At 39.2% G+C, this 19,142-nt stretch carries 21 protein-coding genes and 2 pseudogenes; 16 read left to right on the top strand and 7 right to left on the bottom strand.

The window, feature by feature from the left end:
* Window positions 1-240 precede the first annotated feature (240 nt).
* The 3 genes from ANA7108_RS30250 to ANA7108_RS0115415 all read left to right on the top strand — a co-directional run bounded on the left by ANA7108_RS30250 (window position 241) and on the right by ANA7108_RS0115415 (window position 2,234).
* A complete protein-coding gene (locus tag ANA7108_RS30250; protein ID WP_016951700.1) occupies window positions 241-1,161 on the top strand; it encodes a hypothetical protein in 921 nt (306 codons plus the stop codon).
* Window positions 1,162-1,561: 400 nt separating this feature from the next.
* Window positions 1,562-1,822, top strand: a complete 261-nt coding sequence (locus tag ANA7108_RS0115420) for a hypothetical protein (protein ID WP_016951699.1) — start codon at window positions 1,562-1,564, stop codon at window positions 1,820-1,822.
* Complete coding sequence (locus tag ANA7108_RS0115415) at window positions 1,815-2,234, top strand: hypothetical protein (RefSeq protein ID WP_016951698.1); 420 nt, start codon at window positions 1,815-1,817, stop codon at window positions 2,232-2,234. The genes ANA7108_RS0115420 and ANA7108_RS0115415 overlap by 8 nt, the downstream gene beginning before the upstream one ends.
* 96 nt (window positions 2,235-2,330) lie before the next feature.
* Here the strand turns inward: ANA7108_RS0115415 and ANA7108_RS0115410 are convergent, their stop codons facing one another.
* Window positions 2,331-2,597: a UPF0175 family protein gene (locus ANA7108_RS0115410; protein ID WP_016951697.1), complete on the bottom strand. Its 267-nt coding sequence runs from the start codon at window positions 2,595-2,597 to the stop codon at window positions 2,331-2,333.
* A 130-nt stretch (window positions 2,598-2,727) separates the two neighbouring features.
* Between ANA7108_RS0115410 and ANA7108_RS0115405 the strand changes: the two genes are divergently transcribed.
* The gene (locus ANA7108_RS0115405) at window positions 2,728-2,955 is read left to right on the top strand and encodes a type II toxin-antitoxin system HicB family antitoxin (protein ID WP_016951696.1); all 228 of its coding nucleotides are present in this window, start codon (window positions 2,728-2,730) and stop codon (window positions 2,953-2,955) included.
* A 73-nt stretch (window positions 2,956-3,028) separates the two neighbouring features.
* Window positions 3,029-3,691 (top strand): bifunctional 2-polyprenyl-6-hydroxyphenol methylase/3-demethylubiquinol 3-O-methyltransferase UbiG, encoded by a 663-nt coding sequence (locus tag ANA7108_RS0115400; protein WP_016951695.1) that lies wholly within the window; start codon window positions 3,029-3,031, stop codon window positions 3,689-3,691.
* A 480-nt stretch (window positions 3,692-4,171) separates the two neighbouring features.
* On the opposite strand, the gene ANA7108_RS0115395 is transcribed toward ANA7108_RS0115400, so the two are convergent.
* The 3 genes from ANA7108_RS0115395 to ANA7108_RS0115380 all read right to left on the bottom strand — a co-directional run bounded on the left by ANA7108_RS0115395 (window position 4,172) and on the right by ANA7108_RS0115380 (window position 8,677).
* Window positions 4,172-4,483, bottom strand: a complete 312-nt coding sequence (locus ANA7108_RS0115395; protein WP_026104213.1) for a hypothetical protein — start codon at window positions 4,481-4,483, stop codon at window positions 4,172-4,174.
* A 217-nt stretch (window positions 4,484-4,700) separates the two neighbouring features.
* The gene (locus ANA7108_RS0115390) at window positions 4,701-6,536 is read right to left on the bottom strand and encodes an ABC transporter ATP-binding protein (RefSeq protein WP_016951693.1); all 1,836 of its coding nucleotides are present in this window, start codon (window positions 6,534-6,536) and stop codon (window positions 4,701-4,703) included.
* Window positions 6,537-7,249: 713 nt separating this feature from the next.
* Window positions 7,250-8,677 carry a hypothetical protein gene (locus ANA7108_RS0115380; RefSeq protein WP_016951691.1) on the bottom strand — a complete coding sequence of 476 codons (1,428 nt, stop codon included), beginning with the start codon at window positions 8,675-8,677 and terminating at the stop codon, window positions 7,250-7,252.
* Between the two features lie 110 nt (window positions 8,678-8,787).
* On the opposite strand from ANA7108_RS0115380, the pseudogene nifH reads away from it, so the two are divergent.
* The 3 genes and pseudogenes from nifH to ANA7108_RS0115365 all read left to right on the top strand — a co-directional run.
* Window positions 8,788-9,249 (top strand): annotated as a pseudogene (gene nifH, locus ANA7108_RS27450) (nitrogenase reductase); the annotation flags it as partial.
* Window positions 9,250-9,394: 145 nt separating this feature from the next.
* Window positions 9,395-10,306: pseudogene (locus ANA7108_RS27445) on the top strand (nitrogenase component 1); the annotation flags it as partial.
* A gap of 113 nt (window positions 10,307-10,419) precedes the next feature.
* Window positions 10,420-11,826 carry a site-specific integrase gene (locus ANA7108_RS0115365; protein WP_016951688.1) on the top strand — a complete coding sequence of 469 codons (1,407 nt, stop codon included), beginning with the start codon at window positions 10,420-10,422 and terminating at the stop codon, window positions 11,824-11,826.
* On the opposite strand, the gene ANA7108_RS0115360 is transcribed toward ANA7108_RS0115365, so the two are convergent.
* From ANA7108_RS0115360 to ANA7108_RS0115350, 3 genes are all read right to left on the bottom strand, one after another.
* On the bottom strand, window positions 11,812-12,420 hold the full coding sequence (locus tag ANA7108_RS0115360; protein WP_016951687.1) for a Uma2 family endonuclease: 609 nt from the start codon (window positions 12,418-12,420) through the stop codon (window positions 11,812-11,814). The two genes, ANA7108_RS0115365 and ANA7108_RS0115360, sit on opposite strands and share 15 nt — an antisense overlap.
* A 52-nt stretch (window positions 12,421-12,472) precedes the next feature.
* Window positions 12,473-15,583: a DUF3854 domain-containing protein gene (locus ANA7108_RS27440; RefSeq protein WP_016951686.1), complete on the bottom strand. Its 3,111-nt coding sequence runs from the start codon at window positions 15,581-15,583 to the stop codon at window positions 12,473-12,475.
* A gap of 72 nt (window positions 15,584-15,655) precedes the next feature.
* The gene (locus ANA7108_RS0115350) at window positions 15,656-15,952 is read right to left on the bottom strand and encodes a hypothetical protein (RefSeq protein ID WP_016951685.1); all 297 of its coding nucleotides are present in this window, start codon (window positions 15,950-15,952) and stop codon (window positions 15,656-15,658) included.
* A gap of 90 nt (window positions 15,953-16,042) precedes the next feature.
* Here ANA7108_RS0115350 and ANA7108_RS27435 point away from each other — a divergent pair, with 90 nt between their 5' ends.
* From ANA7108_RS27435 to ANA7108_RS0115310, 8 genes are all read left to right on the top strand, one after another.
* The gene (locus tag ANA7108_RS27435) at window positions 16,043-16,375 is read left to right on the top strand and encodes a KGK domain-containing protein (RefSeq protein WP_016951684.1); all 333 of its coding nucleotides are present in this window, start codon (window positions 16,043-16,045) and stop codon (window positions 16,373-16,375) included.
* A gap of 265 nt (window positions 16,376-16,640) precedes the next feature.
* Complete coding sequence (locus ANA7108_RS0115340) at window positions 16,641-16,889, top strand: helix-turn-helix domain-containing protein (RefSeq protein ID WP_016951683.1); 249 nt, start codon at window positions 16,641-16,643, stop codon at window positions 16,887-16,889.
* 222 nt (window positions 16,890-17,111) lie between these two features.
* A complete protein-coding gene (locus tag ANA7108_RS0115335) occupies window positions 17,112-17,312 on the top strand; it encodes a hypothetical protein (RefSeq protein ID WP_016951682.1) in 201 nt (66 codons plus the stop codon).
* A 326-nt stretch (window positions 17,313-17,638) separates the two neighbouring features.
* Entirely contained in the window at window positions 17,639-17,857 is a 219-nt protein-coding gene (locus ANA7108_RS0115330; protein ID WP_016951681.1) for a hypothetical protein, read from the top strand.
* Entirely contained in the window at window positions 17,854-18,129 is a 276-nt protein-coding gene (locus ANA7108_RS0115325) for a hypothetical protein (RefSeq protein WP_016951680.1), read from the top strand. The genes ANA7108_RS0115330 and ANA7108_RS0115325 overlap by 4 nt, the downstream gene beginning before the upstream one ends.
* The gene (locus tag ANA7108_RS30245; RefSeq protein WP_016951679.1) at window positions 18,104-18,274 is read left to right on the top strand and encodes a hypothetical protein; all 171 of its coding nucleotides are present in this window, start codon (window positions 18,104-18,106) and stop codon (window positions 18,272-18,274) included. The genes ANA7108_RS0115325 and ANA7108_RS30245 overlap by 26 nt, the downstream gene beginning before the upstream one ends.
* Window positions 18,261-18,608, top strand: coding sequence for a DUF5131 family protein (locus ANA7108_RS0115315; RefSeq protein ID WP_016951678.1), 348 nt, complete (start codon window positions 18,261-18,263; stop codon window positions 18,606-18,608). Before ANA7108_RS30245 ends, ANA7108_RS0115315 begins: the two co-directional genes overlap by 14 nt.
* Entirely contained in the window at window positions 18,605-19,027 is a 423-nt protein-coding gene (locus ANA7108_RS0115310) for an ASCH domain-containing protein (protein WP_016951677.1), read from the top strand. Before ANA7108_RS0115315 ends, ANA7108_RS0115310 begins: the two co-directional genes overlap by 4 nt.
* The last annotated feature ends 115 nt before the right edge of the window (window positions 19,028-19,142 follow it).

The raw sequence follows: 19,142 nt of genomic DNA, 5'->3' as shown, positions 1-19,142 counted from the left end.
GGATTTTTGATAAATGGGTTACTATATCAAGTTAATTTTATTTATGGATGTACTTATCAAGTCAGAAAACAGAGAGTGATTAAGAGACTTGGTTACAATATTCCAGACTATAATACAAGTTAGCATAAAGCTATATTTGACCTAATTATTTGAAATAGGCTTTAGGATTATGGTATTTGAGGTAGTGCAGAAGTAAGTTAAGCTATTAATGTTACTTTTCACAGAGTATAGAGAGAAATAATGCAGATTTATTTACCAGAGGTTCAAGATTACTTAAGTAGCTTTTTTAAAGCTAAGATCCAAGAATACCGCGAGGATCTGAAGAATCTCAAACCTCATCAGGGTTACGGGTTTTATTACAAACATGATGAAGTTGGACAAGCACTCTTCAATATTGTTTCCAATATAGAGGAAACATTTTGGGATTTACGCATACCTGAGTCCTTCTCCTCTCCAGAACAACTGATAAATACTCTGATAAGGTTTCGAGATATTCTTTCAAGACAGGATATTATTTGTGCAGATGTATTTGATCACTATGAAATAGAGAACAAAGAGCCTCCAATACCCGTCCTTGAAATACGTAGAATTAATCATGAGGTTCTTAGTGCTGTAAACCATGCTCTATCATTAAATGAAGTAGAAATTTACTTGTCTACAAAAAACTATCAAGAAAAAAGTATAGAGAAATCTATAGACAGACTTATTCTAATTTGCCAACGTTTTCATCTAGTTGCTCAACAGTTAGAAGACAGGCGTTTAGATAAAGGAAAAAGAAGAGAAACTTTAAAAATCAAAGATGAATATGATGTGCAAGATTTATTATACTCTCTTTTGAAAATTGATTTTAAAGATATTAGAAAAGAAGAAGTGATTCCTAATTTTGCTGGTAGTCCATCAAGAATGGATTTCTTACTAAAAGCAGAAAAAATAGCTATAGAAGCTAAGATAACTAGTGACACCCACAAAGACAAAAAAATTGGTGATGAATTAGCTGCGGATATTATTAGATATCAAAGTCATCCAGATTGTGAATACTTATTATGTTTTGTTTATGATCCCCAAGGACTTCTTAAAAATCCTGAAGGATTGATTCGTGATTTAAACGAGTCTAGCAATGATAAGCTGACAATTCATGCTATAGTCAATCCTGTATTTTAGAATGAGTGTAATAACATTTACTTTCCTGGTATTATGTTTAAAAAGCTTTATTTTATGAAAATAGCGATCGCATTTCCGGTGTTGTGGGTTTGAGAGCGATCGCATTTTAGCTATGTAATTGATACTCTCTTCCCAGTGAAAGAATACTAATCTTCTTCCTTCTTTCTTCGCGTCCTTCGCGTCTTCGCGGTTCATTTAATCTGTATTCTTCTGGTGTTGTAGGTTGTGGAGGTGCGATACTTGCGGTGAGGTTTGCGATAGCGAAGCGCTCCGTAGGAATCGCATTTCTGGTGTTGTGGGTTTGAGTGCGATAGCGAAGCGCTCCGTAGGAATCGCATTTTCGGTGTTTTGGGTTGTGAGAGCGATGTTATCTTAGTATTATCTTATCCATTTTTACAATATGCCACTAAATGAATTATTACCTACTGTTAGTCAACTATCTCACGAAGACAAATTGCGTCTTATTCATTTTCTATTATTAGCCGTAGCAAAAGAAGAAGGATGCAATTTAGAATCACCTGATGGTCAACAACAAGAACACTTGCTACTGAAACAACTAGCATCAACAGAAGCCGTTGTCTGGTCTCCTTATGATGCCCATGAAGCCGCCCAAACATTATCTGATATGCTAACAGCAGCACAGAAAGAAGGCCATGCTTGAGAGTAGAAGATTTCCCTTTATTGAGCGAAGTAATACTCCTGGTGTTTCTAGCAATATGCCTTATTTACCATTAATATTGACTCACAAAAACCGTTCCTGTGAAGTTATGGCTTTGTTAGATACAGGTGCAAGCGTTAATGTATTACCTTATGAAATAGGTCTGCAACTGGGAGCAGTTTGGGAAGAGCAAAAAGTCCCAATTCAATTAATTGGAAATCTAGCTAATTTTCAAGCAAGAGGATTAATTTTATCAGCTACCGTTGCTGAATTTTCGCCTATTTTGCTTGCATTTGCTTGGACAGAATCGAGAGAAGCACCCGTGCTACTTGGACACATGAATTTTTTTGCAGAATTCGATGTGTGTTTTTATCGTGCAGATTTAGCCTTTGAAGTACAACCAAGAAGAAAATAAATAAGAAAGCGATAGCAAAGCGCTCCGTAGGAATTGCATTTCTGATGTTTTGGGTTGTGGAGAGCGATAGTGCAAGCGCTGACTTGTCAGTTCGCACTATTCACCAACTAATCTAAGTGCTAACTCCTCAGCTAATTCTTCAGGAGTCACTTGAAAAGGTGAAACATGATAGCGATTAAGTGCTTCTAGAAATTGGTGACGACTAACTCCTGCAATTTCAGCAGCTTTAGATTGGGAAATCATACCCACTTCATACCATTTTACAGCAGCAGCTAAACGCATTTCTTTCACAAAAGTTTCTGGGTTACTGCGAAGTGCCGAAAAAACATCATTAGGAAGTTCAACGTTAATGTTTATGGTCATATCATTAATTATGTTGATTGATTTTTCTTAGGCTAACATTAATTCAGTGCTTGGTGGAAAGAATAATGTAAACTGATGTAATAAATGCCCTCAGAGACTTAGAAAATTTAGATAACGAGGAAGAGTAATTATGAATCACCATTACAGTATTTTAATTCAGTGGTCGAATGAGGATCAGAAATATGTAGTCAGTTTTCCAGAGTTCGGTCCTTATGCCCATACTCACGGAGAAAGCTATGCAGAAGCCATAAAAAATGGAGAAGAAGTATTAGAACTTTTAATTGAAGAATATCAGTTACAAGGAAGACCACTTCCACAGCCTTTAATGGTAGGTTCTTCTATGACAATTAGTCAGTAATCTCAAATGTTTGAGAATAGATTCAATAAACATTACTAACGCATTTAATGCAATTTATTTACCACTTATCCATATGACAGAAAATCGAGCTTACGTTCAAAATCTAGCCCAGGAATATATTGAAGCAGGTAAACCAACAGAATGGTTTGAACAACTTTACTCTCAAGCTAATAATGATGATACAGTTATTCCTTGGGCAGATATGAAACCCAATCATAACCTAGTACAATGGTTAGATGATCATAATATTCAAGGTCAAGGAAAAACAGCATTAACAATTGGCTGTGGTTTGGGAGATGACGCAGAAGAATTATGTAAACGTGGTTTTAAAGTCACAGCTTTTGATATTTCACCCTCAGCAATAGAATGGTGTAAAAATAGATTTTATAAATCTACTGTTGAGTATATAGTTGCTGATTTATTGAATCCTCCTGCAAAATGGAATCACACTTTTGATTTTGTTTTAGAATCATATACACTGCAATCCTTACCAACATCATTAAGTTCACAAGCCATTTCGCTGATAGCAGATTTTCTTGCTCCTGAAGGAATATTACTTATCATTTGTCGGGGTAGAAATATAGAAGATGCACTGGAAAAAGTACCTTATCCATTGACTAAAGATCAAGTAATGAAATTTGTTGATGCAGGTTTATCATTGATACAGTTTGAAGATTATTTAGATCAAGAGAAAGCATCTGTTGTTAGAAGATTTAGAGCAACGTTTCAGAAATAAATTATGCAATCCTCAGGACTTACGCAACTGGCACATTAGTAGGGTGCGTCAGATATCAACAATCTGTTTATTTGCAGGATTTATCCAGTAGTAAAGCACCCTACAACAGATTTTTAGTGTGACACTTGCGTAAGTCCTAATCCTAATTGACGTAAGTTGGATTGCTGTGTCGCTTAACCCAACCTACATAAGTAATTGGACAAAAATATTTACAGTCATTGCGAGCGAAGCGAAGCAATCCCAGCCCTTGCGATTGCGTCATTCCACTGCGTTCCATTCGCAATGACATTGTGTAATTAATTCTGTCCTAGTACTTATTGTAATTTTAATTAATCATTTTCATCAATTCCTGATTTACTATTAGAATTTATGGCGTTGCATAATTGCGGGATGATTTGAGAATCTGCATCAATATATAATCACCGCGTCTCCGTGTCCCCGCGTCAGCCTCAATCATCCCCTTATTCAGTAACGCCGAATTTATTTAGGTCTGGGCTTAGGTGTAGGATTACCAAGAATGTAATCACGACAAGCTTTAGTATCAACAGGTACTCCTTTTTTAGGATTACAAGGATTTGGCTTCTTCTCAGCGTTAGTATTCCCACCTATTGGAGCTTTTATAGGTTTTTCCCAGGGACACCGGATCGGTCTGCCTTTGTCATTAAAACATGGTACCTGCTGTTCTAGATTATTGCCTTGTGTAGTTAATGATTGTTGTTGTGCTAAAGCAGCAGGAGAAAATAACATAGTTGCTAAAAGTGTGGTACTCATTAATTTCTGAATACGATACATAATGGAATCCTTTGTTTAAGTGCGTACTACTTTAAATAGGATCAACCTTCCTGATTTATGCATATTCCCCACTATTCACCAAATAAATAACTCTCACTAATTAGCCAGAACAACGCTGTGGCAAGTAATTAAGTAATTAGGCAGAAGAAATTACACATATTCTTTTCCTGTTCCCTGTTCCCTGTTAAGAGTTCCCTGTTCCCTTCTTTTGTAAAGACTACTGATACCCGGCAGCTTGTAATAAAAATAACTCAGAATAACGTCCTCCTGCCTGTAATAATTCTTCGTGAGTTCCCAGTTCCAAAACAACGCCATCTTCTATAACTGCGATTTTGTCAGCCATGCGTACCGTTGAGAAACGGTGGGAAATCAAAAGTACCATCTGATGTTGAGTAATAGCCCGAAAATGATTAAAAATCTCAAACTCAGCTTGGGCATCTATTGCTGATGTTGGTTCATCCAATACTAAGATATCTGCTTGCGATCGCATAAAAGCACGAGACAAAGCAATTTTTTGCCACTGTCCTCCAGAAAGTTCCTGTCCTCCCTTAAACCAACGACCAAGCTGTGTCTGGAAGCTTTCCGGTAATTGGTCAATAAAAGGTTCGGCCATGCCTTTTTGGGCAGCAGTTTGCCAGCGGGTTTTGTTGTCTAAATGTTCTATATCACCTACGCCAATATTCTCACCCACTGTGAACTGATATCGGACAAAGTTCTGAAAAATCACACCAATGCGACGACGTAGCACATCTACATCCCATTCCTGCAAGTCCAATCCATCTAATAAAATCCGCCCAGAGTCAGGGGTGTAAAGTCGGGTAAGCAGCTTTATTAAAGTAGTTTTACCAGAACCGTTTTGACCCACAATTGCCAGTTTCTCTCCAGGTTTTAAATGCAGGGAAATGTTTCTCAACGCTGGCTGAGAACTACCTGGATAAGTAAATGATACATTCTCAAAACGGATACCATCTTGGAGATTTAAACCCGTAGTAGCCTGACCCGAAGATGTTGGTACTTCCTCTTCCAAGAAATCGTACAGATTCGATAAATATAGGTTGTCTTCATACATCCCGCCAATAGAAATCAGGGCATTGGCAAAAGTGGACTGTCCTTGGCGAAACACGGTGAGATACATTGTCATATCTCCCAAGGAAATTCTACCTACAGCTGTTTCTAAAACAATCCAAGCATAAGCTAAGTAAAAAGCAACTGTACTAACTAAACTGAGGAGATACCCCCACAACCCTCGCCGCAGGGTCAAATCACGGTCTTGTCCGTAGAGTTGAGCAAACAGGCTATGATAACGTCCTAGCAGCATCTCTCCTAACTGGTAGAGTTTGACTTCTGTAGCAAAATCTTCTCTGGCTAACAGATTTTCTAAATAATGCTGTTGACGAATTTCTGGCGCACGCCAACTAAATAAGCGAAAGGCTTCCCCAGCAAACTTCGTTTCGGCAATAAATACAGGCATAGCTGCCACAATCAGCATCACTACTGCCCAAGCTGAGAAATTTACTAGTAAAACACCATAGGTAATCAGGGAAAGGGCATTTTGTACCAAGCCAAAGGTGCGGGTGACTAGGGAAAGGGGACGGACGGATGCTTCTCTGCGTGCATTGATTAATTTGTCATAGAATTCTGAGTCTTCAAACTGCCGCAGATCCAGTGTTAACGCTTTTTCTAAGATGAGTACATTTACCCGCTGACCTAGTAACGCTCGCAACAAGGATTGACAAATGGTGATTCCCCGTTGGCTCCCTGCTAGTAAAATTACAGCGATCGCTTCTAATCCTACATAAAATAAAGATCCATAATTATTGACAACACCATTACTGTCTAAATTAACTTGAGAGGAGGCAAATACCACCGCATCAACAATTAATTTACCAAGGTAGGATATCGCCGCCGGCAAAAGACCAGCCACTAAAGTTAAACCAGCCAGAAGAATAGTCAGCGAGCGACTAGTAGTCCATACTAAGCTTACAGCCCGTCCACCATAACGGAAAACCGTCAGTGATTGGCGTAGGATATTTCGTTTTTTTTTAATTTTCATTTGAAAACAAAACTGAGCAAAATATTGTGATAGTTAATTTATCGTTCTTATATATAGGACTTACGCAAGTGTCACACTAAAAATCTGTTGTAGGGTGCGTCAGACTGCATAAATCCTGCAAATAAACAGATTGTTGATATCTGACGCACCCTACCAATGTGCCAGTTGCGTAAGTCCTGATATAATCACCATAGCAAATAAATAATGTGCTAAATTAATCAGTAATAAAAAAATTAATAGTTTTCCTAAGTCAGCAGAAGCAGGCAGACTAAAAATAGTAGCTGGCAAATGATTATCTTTGCAAAATAAATATTTTTCAGAGGGAACTCTTAACGGGCAACTCTTAACAGAAAAAACTCATGTTTAAGGGAGCATCCCAATTTTGCAAAAATATACGCAACTAACCCAAAAAACCTGTTAAACCTCTTACCTTCGCGCTCTTCGCGTCTTTGCGGTTCGTTTATTTCATGCTTTGTATTCAGTTGGAAGCTCAGATAAAAAATAAACTTACACATTTGGGATGCTCCCATGTTTAAAAACATGAGATTGAAATAATGATACTGTTTTTTTCGTGTCACTCTCCTTGTAAAAACATCCTTTTTTTTGACTGAGCTTTAAACTCTTAAACTTTAGTTTTTTATTTGTTCCCTGTTCCCTGTCCCCTTCTTTTGTAATAAAAAATACACCATACTTAATTAAGTATTAATTAAATATTAATTAATCATTCTTATCAACTCTTGATTTCCTATCTGTAACCTCAATCTTTCATTCTCAATTCTCAACCTCTCATTTTCCTGTTCCAATCTAATCACCATATCTTGTAAATCTTCCAATTTCGATTTTTTCTTAATTGCTTCTTCAATTGCAACTTTACGATTTTCTAAACTAAACCACTTTTGATAAATGGATGTGTGCATATTCACAGAATGACCCAAATTATCAGCAGCAGCTTTAATAGGAATCCCCATTAAATGCGCTCTAATTGCCCAACCATGCCGTAAATCATAGGGTTGAAACGGAATCCCCACAAATCTAAACCATCTATCTGTACCATGTCGCGCAGAGTTGATTTCTCGACTTGTAATTTTATCTTTAATTTTTGCTTTTAATAACTCAATTGCTTCTGTATCTGTTTTTAAATTAAAAGTTTCTATCCAACGCGGATATAATGGCAAAGCTTCCCGTTCTCCAGTTTTACATTCCTCATTTACACGCCATGTATTCATGACATTGTCTGATGACAACCACCAATTTAAATCAGGATTAACAAAAATCTCAATCGGTCTTAATCCATAAGTTGCTAACATCCCATAAACCCAACGCCAAAGTTTCCAATTATTTCTATCTTCCCTAGTTATCAACTTACTAGAACGATTGATAGCATAATTTTCAAACTTGAGATATTCTTGTTCTATCTCTGCATCAGTCGGTATATCACGTTTACGTTGAGAAATAGCTTTAATTTTCAAATTACTCAATTCTGGAACTTCTACACCAGAACATTTACATAAAACTCTAATTACTTTAATTAATTCATTTTTCACACTATCCGAAGACGTGCAGAATTTCACAGCATCAATAAAATTTGCACTTATTGCTATTTTATCCTTTGGTAAATGTGTTTTAGCAATATAGAAATAACTATTAAAAGTATTATTACTTTTGAGAGTGCGTTTTCTAGTTTGAAAATAGTTTTGCTCAAACTCAGAAATCAACTCTCCAATTGTGATAAATTTTGCTTTAAATCTAGCTTTACCTAAATATTTATCAGTCCAGATAAATTGTTTTCTAGCAATTAATCTTCCCAACTCATTAGCTTCTTCTTCCGCAGTATTTAAACCATCAAAACTAAATGGTATTCCCAAAGAAATATCATATTGCTTTGTGCCGATACCGTTTTTATCAACATCATCTGGTTTAATAGGGAGGGTAGTTCTCAACTGTAATGAATTACCGGATTTTCTGACAGAAACACTCACCCTTGCGGCTCTTAGTCTAGCATTAATTGCCTTTAATTCTGTTATTAATTTTGCCGTTAAGTGATTTTCTTGATTTTCTACTGCTTGCATTCTGCCTAAATATCCCCCATCGGTAATAGCTGTTTGGTGAAAATCGGCAAATGCTTCCTGTGTTCTGTCCATACCCTAGATTTACCCTAATAAAAAAACTGTTTACTCAAAACAATGATTGTGGCAAACATTTTAGAAAATAAACATTTTCCGGCTTTTAAAATTATATTATTGCTCTTTTCCGTGAAGGTAAAGCACAAGAAATCTACATCGTTACATCAGGTGAAATGATGGCGATGTACGCTGCAAACAACATCGCTCGTGGTGTTTTAAAATATGCTCACTCCGGTGGTGTACGTTTAGGTGGTTTGATCTGTAACAGCCGTAAGGTTGACCGTGAAATCGAATTGATCGAAACCTTGGCTGAACGTTTGAACACTCAAATGATTCACTTCGTACCCCGCGACAACATCGTTCAACACGCAGAATTGCGTCGTATGACCGTTAACGAATATGCACCTGATAGCGATCAGGGTAATGAATACCGCGCATTAGCTAAGAAGATCATCAACAACAAGAACCTCACCATCCCCACCCCAATTGAAATGGATGAATTGGAAGCATTGTTGATTGAATTCGGTATTCTTGATGATGACACCAAGCACGCTGAAATTATCGGTAAGCCCGCAGGTGCTACCAAGTAGTAATTAATAATTTAGGCACAGGAAAAAGGAAAACACTACATAATTTCCTTTTTACCTTCCTTCCTCTCCATCGGGGACATTCAAGTCCCCATTCCCAAAAACCTAATCCCTATTTCCGTTCCTTTAGGAGCAAGAGAGACTCACAATGACTCCTCCAGACGACAAAAAGATTGTTGAACAAAGAAAAGAACTAGTTAAAGAAGTTCTTAAAGCTTACCCCGAAAAAGCTGCTAAAAAGCGCGAGAAGCATTTAAACGTATTTGAAGAAGGTAAGGCTGATTGTGGTGTTAAATCTAACATCAAATCTCTTCCTGGTGTAATGACTGCTCGTGGTTGTGCTTACGCAGGTTCTAAAGGTGTGGTTTGGGGTCCTATTAAGGACATGATCCACATCAGCCACGGTCCCGTAGGTTGCGGTTACTGGTCTTGGTCTGGTCGTCGTAACTACTACATTGGTACAACAGGTATTGACACCTTTGGTACCATGCACTTCACTTCCGACTTCCAAGAACGCGACATCGTGTTTGGTGGTGACAAGAAACTCACTAAACTAATTGAAGAATTAGACGTATTATTCCCCTTAAACCGTGGTGTTTCTATTCAATCTGAATGTCCTATCGGTCTAATTGGGGATGACATCGAAGCAGTAGCTAAGAAGACATCCAAAACCATCGGTAAGCCTGTTATTCCTGTACGTTGCGAAGGTTTCCGTGGTGTGTCTCAGTCTTTAGGACACCACATCGCTAACGACATGATTCGTGACTGGGTATTCCCCAGAGCAGACAAAGCTAAGAAAGACGGTACATTGCAGTTTGAAGGCACTCCCTACGACGTAGCCATCATCGGTGACTACAACATCGGTGGTGATGCTTGGGCCAGCCGCATTCTGTTAGAAGAAATCGGTTTGCGTGTAGTTGCTCAATGGTCTGGTGACGGTACTATCAACGAAATGTTGATGACCCCCAACGTGAAGATGAACCTCATCCACTGTTACCGCTCGATGAACTACATCAGCCGTCACATGGAAGAAGCTTATGGTATTCCCTGTACAAAATATGAGTTAATGGTGTTGTAAACCGCAATTTAGTCCACGCCTAACTTTGCTCAACTTGAACAGTGTGCTGAAAGAGCAGAAAATGGATTAAATTTTAAGCCAAATTTAAGACACCAATGGAAATCTCTGATCAGGGTATTTTTGAGGGGTATGAGCCGCCTGCATCTACTGATGGTAGTTACAAAGGAATCCAAAAGCAGATGGCAGCAACTCAACAACATTTAGATAAGAAATTTCAGAAGGCGATCGCAGATGCTAAATCTCGACTCAGGGCTGGAAAGGTAAAAGTTGGTTTGGTGGTGGCAAAGGACTCTATTCAACTGCAAGCATCCTTACCGTTGAAGTCTGGGGATATTGACCGGAATGGAACTGGTTACAAGCAGTACAAAATTTCTCTGGGCATCCCTGCTAGTTTAGATGGGGTCAAGACGGCTGAGGAGGAGGCACAGGAGTTAGGCAAATTAATGGCCCGTAAGCAATTCGAGTGGACTGATAAATACTTAGGTAAACTCGCAAAAGTCAAGGATGACATCTCAACTGTTGGTGATACTTTGAAAGATTTTGAAATTAAATATTTTCAATCTCACAAGTTAACGCAAAAAAGTAAACATACATTCTCTTACTATTTAGACTATCTAAAACGGTATGTGGGATTAGACACGCCTTTAAACCAGGAATCAATAGATTGTGTAATTGCAAATTTACAGAATGAACACGCAAAACAGAATGCGGTTAAAACTCTGAAGGTTCTTAGAAATACTTTAACCATCACAACGTTTAATTTAGAAAATATCAAAATTAAAAAACCACAAACTCAAATTAGGGATATTCCCAGTGATGAGGATGTGGTTTTGTATTATCAAAGTTTCTATAACTACTCCCGAAGCCGAAACCCATCTATAAAAAAGAGTTGCTTGGATAGTTGGAAGATGTGGCAATGGGTATATGGGATGCTTGCTACTTATGGGTTACGACCGCGAGAATTATTTGTAACTCCTAATATTGATTGGTGGTTGAGTTCAGAAAATATTGATAATACTTGGAAGGTCCACCCAGACACCAAAACGGGATATAGAGAGGCTTTACCTCTACATCCCGATTGGGTTGAATTGTTTGATTTGAAAAATCCTGAGTTTTTGGAACTGTTGAAAAACCAAACTGATAATAAGGTGAGTTTTTCTGATATCAACACTATTAGAGTTAATTGCTCATCATGGTTTAGGCGGGTAAATATTCCCTTCACACCCTATGATTTACGCCATGCTTGGGCAATTAGAGCGCATATTATGGGTGTACCAATTAAAGCCGCTGCTGATAATTTGGGGCATTCAGTGGAGATTCACACTGAGGTTTATCAGAAGTGGTTTAGCTTGGAGAATCGGAAGAAGGTAATTAAATTGGCTGTTAATAGGAGTGATGATGTTGAGGCTTTGAGAGAAGAAAATGCCCGGTTAAGGGCTGAAATTGAGTTTTATAAGTTGACGCTGGCACGACGGCAGGTGTCTGAATTAATTGGTCAATAAAACTTCTTTAGCAGTTAATTGTAATTCTGGGAATGTTGGGGAAATTATCAAGTCGTCGCCGCGAAACTGGTTAACTTGATATTCTCCATCAGCTAGAGAATAAATTGATAAGGTTGGTGATTTGGGATTACCAATAAATCTCCTGCCACCAACGCCTAGGTAATCTATGATCCAGTATTCGGGAATCCCAATCAGTTCATAATCGGTGGACTTGTTAGAGTAATCAGTTTGCCAGTTACTGCTAACAACTTCGGCTACGAAGGGAACTGATGCAGCTTGGGTGAGGGTGGATTCCTTCTCCCATAACGGTTCGTTAGCTAAGTTGCCAGGATTTAATAACAATATATCTGGACAATAAGCTGATTCTGCTATTGGTGTTTTAACGAAGGTATTTTTAGTAATCCTGTAGGGTTTGTTATCACGAATTATCTCTTTCATAAGGTTGTGGCACAGCGTCAAAATTATAAATTCATGTTCCCCTAGCGGTTGGTTCATTTCTACAATTACTCCGTTGTGCAGTTCGTAACGCCCTGTGTCTGGATACCATTGACTAAATTGTTCAAAAGTTACTGGTTTGGGTAAGGCTTGAATCATAACTCACCTTCACTTGTTCTATTACTGCCATTTTACTACTGGACGCAAACCGTCATATTTTCCTCAAATGATGAGAGTAAAAGCTAAACGCCGAAAATTTACTTGGCAACTGAACCCAAACTACACTATCAATTCTTGTGATTACTCCCTTTTTCCCATTGTTCGTACCATTAATAATTTCTACTTGATCGCCAACGACAAGAGAGGTCAAGGGAGATTGCCTAACAGCTACGATGTTCATCATTTTTATAGATATTTCAGATGAAGAAATTCCAGGTGTTATCCCGATGACATCATGCTTTGTGGAAAGTATTTTTTTGATTTTGAATATTCCCACATTCTCCTTTGCCGAGTAGTAAACCCCATCTACCTGTAAGTGCGGACAGCCTTTAACAATGTCTATTTCCATTTCTTTGGGCCGATCGATAACAGGTTTTACCTCACAGATTGAGCGGTGGTAAAGCCCGATGATATTCCCGTCACGCGCCAACTGCACAGAATCAGGTTCGACATAACCAACAACTTCGCCTGCAACGTTCATCGCTGCCACCCAACTACCAAGGGGAAATTGTTGATCAAGGGGTAGGGACTGAGTACTAGGGATTGTTTTCACTGCTGTAGATGCTTCGACATATATATCAGAAATATTCTCTGGGATATCTGTAAAGGTGGGGGTTAATCCACCAGTTCCACCAGGTTCCTTGTCTGGTAAGGCATTTGACCCACCAGGCAATCCACCAGGCAATCCACCAGGCAATCCACCAGGTTTAATATCTTCTGCGGATATTCTTTGAATTAGCCAGTGATCGTAAGTGGGGATATTGTCGTCTAGACCAGGTACGCGAAGCCTTAAACCCCTGATAAAGCTACCTTTGTAGTTGACCTCCTTTATCACTGGACAATTGAGAATGGTGTGACAAGTTTCAATCAAGTCTGGGGAGAAAGTTCTACTGCTTTTTGGGGAACCACCGGAGTTTAGGCAATGGCGAACGTAAGAACCAAACAAAGTGTATGGTGTACCGTTGTTACCTTCATTTCTGTCATTGCCAATTGGAGTTAAAGCGGTGGGGTCATAGACAATGCAGTCATTGATCCAACTGCTGACAGAATCACCTTTCATTTGGTTGTCCCAGAATTCCAGGGTACAGGTAACTATTTCCTTCTCGCCTTTGAGAACAGCACTCACGCGAGCATCTGGTATGGAGAGTAAGTAATTGGTAAAGGCTGATAACTCAGGTTCAAATTCTCTTGATAATTCCCGGCGTTGAGTTTCTACAACTCGTTTGTTACAGGGAACTGTGATTGTTCGACGTTTGGCACGGCTGCTACTGCCACCGCTAAAAATTGGGAAGTTAGAGCAAACTAAGGTCATGCCCTTGTAGTCAAAGTTGAAAGATTTTTTACGCTTTTCTTCAGCCCTAACTTTGTCACCACCTGTCAAACTTAAAAATCTACCAATTGAACCTTTGAATGGGTCTTCCTCTGGGAAGATTACTAAACGTTTACCGAAGGCGTTAGCACCTTCAAATTGATTCGTACACCAAATTGGTAAATTAGTTACTAGGGTATTTTGTTCACCAATTAATTCAGTTACGAGTCGGGTAAATGTTCCTTTACCTGTTCCACCCAGTCCAATTAAGTGCATAAATTTCTGCAAATCGTACCGTCCTTTGATGACGGCGTTGCAGTAACAAATTAATAATTCTTTGACATCAGGATTACCGTCTGATAGGTGTTCCAGGAAATTATTAATATTATTCCAATTACCAGCAATCTCAGAATAAGACCTTGGTAAACTCCAAGTAAGTCTAAATCCTGGTGCGTGTTTATGTAACTTCCCATTGACAATTTCCAACACCCCGTTCTCAAATGGTAAAAATTCACGGGAATCAAATTCATTCCACCGACGTTCAATTAATTCATGGCGAAGTAATTTTAAAATGTTGCTAACACAATCAGCCCCAAAATTATACGCGCCTTTCTCTCCTAAGATTTTGTAAACCACAGCCTCCATATACTCGTTAGATTCTGGAGACCATACACCATTGGCATCAGCCTCATATCTCATCCATGATTTAGTTTCATCGTTGAAGGAGATAATGTGGCGATAATCTTCAGCTATTTCTTTGGCCATTTGATCCGGTGGTGGATTCTTATGCTTCTCTGGTTCGTTATTATTTGGACTTCCAGATTTAAATGTTTTTTCTAACCTAGCAACAGCGTCGGAGTACGCACGGTCAAAAGCTCCTGAACCTGAATTAACAATTAAATCATCAATTCCCTTCCCTTGCTCAGGTCGCCAAAATATATCTTCTAAGTATGGGTTACAAGCAATTTTCAAGGCATCTGATAATCTTTTCTTGCCTTTGGTGACAGAGACTTTGGCTTTGTGCTTATCATCCCTATCCATTGCGAAAAGCCAAATGGAAGCTTCATAAGCAAGCTGTTTTAAATCGTCAGTTAGTCGCGGTTCTAAATCTATACCATCATCATCTTTAGATTTACCACCACCGCAGCGACACCCATAAAGTGCAATGGTTACATATCCTTGAGACAATGCTGATAAACTTTTCTTGCCTCCCTCAGAAACAATCCTGGGAATCTTGGCGGTACTAAGCCATTCCCAAAAACTACCATCTAGAGGAATATCTACGCCGTATCTAGATGCAATCTTTTTTCTGATGCTTGTTGGGATTGGTGGTAAAAATGATCTATCACCGTTGCCTTTAGGTGCTAAATATTTGTAGGGTCTTTGGCGGTCTTCGTCCCAAATGCTAACTATTGCCTGCCACAAACTACCATCTTCATTTCTTAGGAATGCGGCGTATATTGGCTCTCTACACTGATGCCCAAATCTTGTAAAGTACCAGCCCAATTCCTCATGTATAGGGGTTTCTACATCTCCCCAAGATGTGGTTTCTACGTCTTCATGAAACTCTACACACTCAAGCAGTAGCTCCATAGTTATGGCACTACCGTTAGTGAATGAATCTATAATAAATGTTTTAAAATCTTCGAGTGATGCAAATCTGTTTCGCGGTAAAGTGACTACTTCAGAAAGGCTTTGTGAGTCTTTTTCTGTTATAATTACATCATCATTAATATCGTTTTTGTTGTCAGGTGAACTGCTAATTCCCCTGGCTTTTTTCTTGGTTGTAACCATTATACCGTCTCCGTTATTTTTAAGAGTGAATGTCTGCCTAAAAGGGGATGTCGTCGGGGTCAGGCTCCGATGTTAAAAGTTCGTCGGGCTTGTTGACCCCATGAACTTTTTTGTGCCGTCGTCCTTCTTGACCAGGGCCAGCGCCTCGTGTGCTAAATAACATCTGGCATGATGGGGAATTCCAAATTTTGTGAGCATCTTGAGGAACGCTTCAATTTCTTCTCGGTGCTGTGAGGCGATATCAATTATGTCGTCCAGGATGAACAAGATTCCGTATGCCAAGACTCTTACTTTCGAGTGTGTGAGGTTGTTGCCGTCTTTGTTGGCGGAGATTCTTTCAAGGATGGGGATGATGGCTGATTTATTCATTGGTTATTTGTGATCGGCAATGGGAATATTGGGTAAGGCAGGTTAGTTGCAGCCAACCTGCTTTGTTGTTAATTGGAGCAAACTCAGGCAATGGTTACACCGAGTGATGATGATGTTATAAATTTCCCGCAAAGCCCCGGCGGCTGGGATTTGTCAACAGGTAAGGTAAGTGCGGTATTGAAAGAGATAGCAGATACTGCTAATGGAAATCGAGATGGCGGTCAATTAGTCACTTACCTGGTAAGAGAGGGTGCTGCTTGCGAGTTTTTATCCATCAATGGTGGTGGATGGCGCAAAGGCAAGGTGAAGTTAAGGATGGAGTTTGAATTTATCCCTGACGAACCAGAATCCGTTTCACTCCCACCAGTAAAACCAGAATCACCTTTAGATGACCTGAGAGCCGAACTGCTGAAAAACGAATAATTACACGGGACACCTCCTTGATTTGATTACCCGCCTCCAGATAGGCGGGTTTCTTTTTTAGCACTCGTGTCTCATCCACTACTTGTAGGTACTAACTGATGTGCCGGAAACTCTCACTGACACAAGCTTTCGCTACTGTTGAGGTTTTGTGAGATTGTGTAAGGTAAGCAGGATTGTTTGGCAGACCTGCTTACCGTAGTTTAGTAAATATCCGGTTAGCGCATCCTGTTTAAGGGTTGCGTTAATCGCACCTTTTGATTATAATATGAGAGAAGGCAAAAAGGAAGTCTTAACGCCAATGTCACTTAGGAAACGAGTTAACTTGACTCAAAGAAAAGTAGCTCAAGAATTAGACATCCGCACTCAAACGGTTGGGGCATGGGAAAAAGGAGGCGTTCCACACCTACCCCCATCCAAGATGAAAAAGCTGTGTGACATCTATCAATGTACGCTCGATGACTTGATAGAAGCTTTTGAGAAAAATGTCTACACATCAAATGAATCTGTGGTTTAGACGGACAAACAGCGCAAAAACCGGAGAGATGGCAGCCTCCTAGAACAACGATCTGCCAGCGCCTAATCAACGTCTAATCCCAGCAACTAATTACCAACAACTGCATAACAGGAGGAGATAGCAGCCCTCCAGCATTGAGCGAATATCAAAGACCTGCTTGCGGTTGAGTGACCCTTAGCTTTTGCATGGATGCAATGCAGACATACATTTTGTGGAGATGAAATGACAGTACAGGAATTGATTGAAAGATTGTCCAAGCTTCCACCTGAAGCAGAAGTACATTTTGAAGGCTACGACGATGATGAGGCTGAAGAACTTCTTGATGAGCTAATCTTAGACGTTCTGCCTCCTGACTCGCAGACACATATTAAAGAAGGTTCCTTTAGCCTTTTACCCCTAAAAGATAAAGACTGTCAGCCATGATTAAAACCTCACTATCACTAACAATTTCAGCCGCATTTGGACTCGCAGTATGGCTAATACTCCCCCACTCAATGAAGTTCCTCGCTGAATTATTCCAGCTACTTTTACTCTGCCACCTCTGCTTTATAGCAGGCAGAATATCCGGTCTTGATTGGTTATTGGGTAGTTATAAAGACCTATTTCGTGAGTGGTTCTGCAATGAAAACTAAAAAGAGATGCCCGGACTGTAAAAATACCCTAACTTTTTACAAGTCCAAAGAAAATTGGAATTTCTACAGGTGCGAAACCTGCCACCAAAGTTTCAAACTTTACGCCACTAATATGTGATGAAAGAAGCATCTATCTGGGATTCGGTTGCTTACTATGAAGCCAGAAAAAACTTACCTCAAGGCTTTTCTGCCTTCAAATGTCAAACCGGTAAAAGCTGGGATATCTATTTCAAACTAACTGAATCATCAACTCCAGAAACAATCCAGCGCAACTTGACCGAGAAAAAAGCTAAAGCTAAAGCCAAATTACTTAACTCAGTTCTTGAAACCAAATGACATCAACTCCTTTGATATTACATAGAGGTTCTGGGCGCAAAATCAAGCGCAACAAACTAAACCGAGAAACCCTATATTATGCAGTAGCATTTGTACTGTTTTCTCAACACATAGCTATTCATCTTGGTGGTAAACCAAGGGATTGGATGACACAGGTAGGGCAAGAAGCAGCCGCTTTGCTCCTTAAATCCACCGAAAATGAATTAGATGAATGGCTCACTAATTGGCTTTTAGATATTACCCAAAATGATACCGCTCATAAATCTGATTAGAGAAGTTGAATCCTTGCTCAACGACATTAAAGAGCATCCTGAATATTCAGAAATTCAAGAAAACGGTTACGAACCCGATCTGAAAATTGAGGATGCAGAAACAGCCCTTACATACCTTGAGTGGAAATTAGATGAGCAAGATTGAATGGTGTGATGAAACATGGAACCCTGTGGTAGGCTGTAGTCGAATCTCAGCGGGTTGTAAAAATTGTTATGCAGCAACTCAGGCTGCAAGTGGTAGGCTTCAACAATTTACCCAATACCAAAAGGTTAAAGAATGGGATGGGACAATTCAGTTAGTCCCAAGCCAATTTGACAAGCCTTTCAAGTGGAAATCAACCAAGAGAATTTTCACTTGCTCAATGGGTGATTTATCTTACGAATACCGCGCACCTGGACTTGATAAGGGTAGGGATAAGAAATTTGGGAATATCAAAAACTTCCCTCTTTATTTACAAGTTAGGGAGTTTCCGGCATGAAAGCAATAAGCCTTTGGCAACCCTGGGCTTCTTTGGTTGCATTAAAAGTCAAGACCGTGGAAACACGTTTTTGGTACACAGATTATAGAGGTGACTTATTAATCTGTGCTTCAAAAACAATGAACATGGAATACCAAGATTATTACTATTCACTTCCTAGTATTCCAATGCTTTCAGAGTCCAAACCTGTTCCATACAAAGATTTACCGCGCGGGTATGCGGTAGCAAAAGTTAGCTTGATTGACTGCATCAAAATGACTAAAACATTAATTGATAAACAGTCAGACATAGAAATTGCCTGCGGTAATTGGGAGATTGGACGTTATGCCTGGATGTTTGGAGATATTACCCCTATAACTCCTTTCCCTGTTAGAGGACAGCAAAAACTTTTTGAGGTTGAGTATGACCAAATCAAATAAAGAAACATTTGATCAATTCATTCAAAAAGTTATCGGATCACCCCCCAAGAAAAAACCGTCAACTAACCAAGAAAGTTTTGACGAGTTTATCAAGAAAGTTAAAAAAGCCAACGGA

The sequence above is a fragment of the Anabaena sp. PCC 7108 genome (assembly GCF_000332135.1).
Taxonomy (GTDB): domain Bacteria; phylum Cyanobacteriota; class Cyanobacteriia; order Cyanobacteriales; family Nostocaceae; genus Anabaena.
This window is presented reverse-complemented; position numbering and strand designations above follow the sequence as displayed.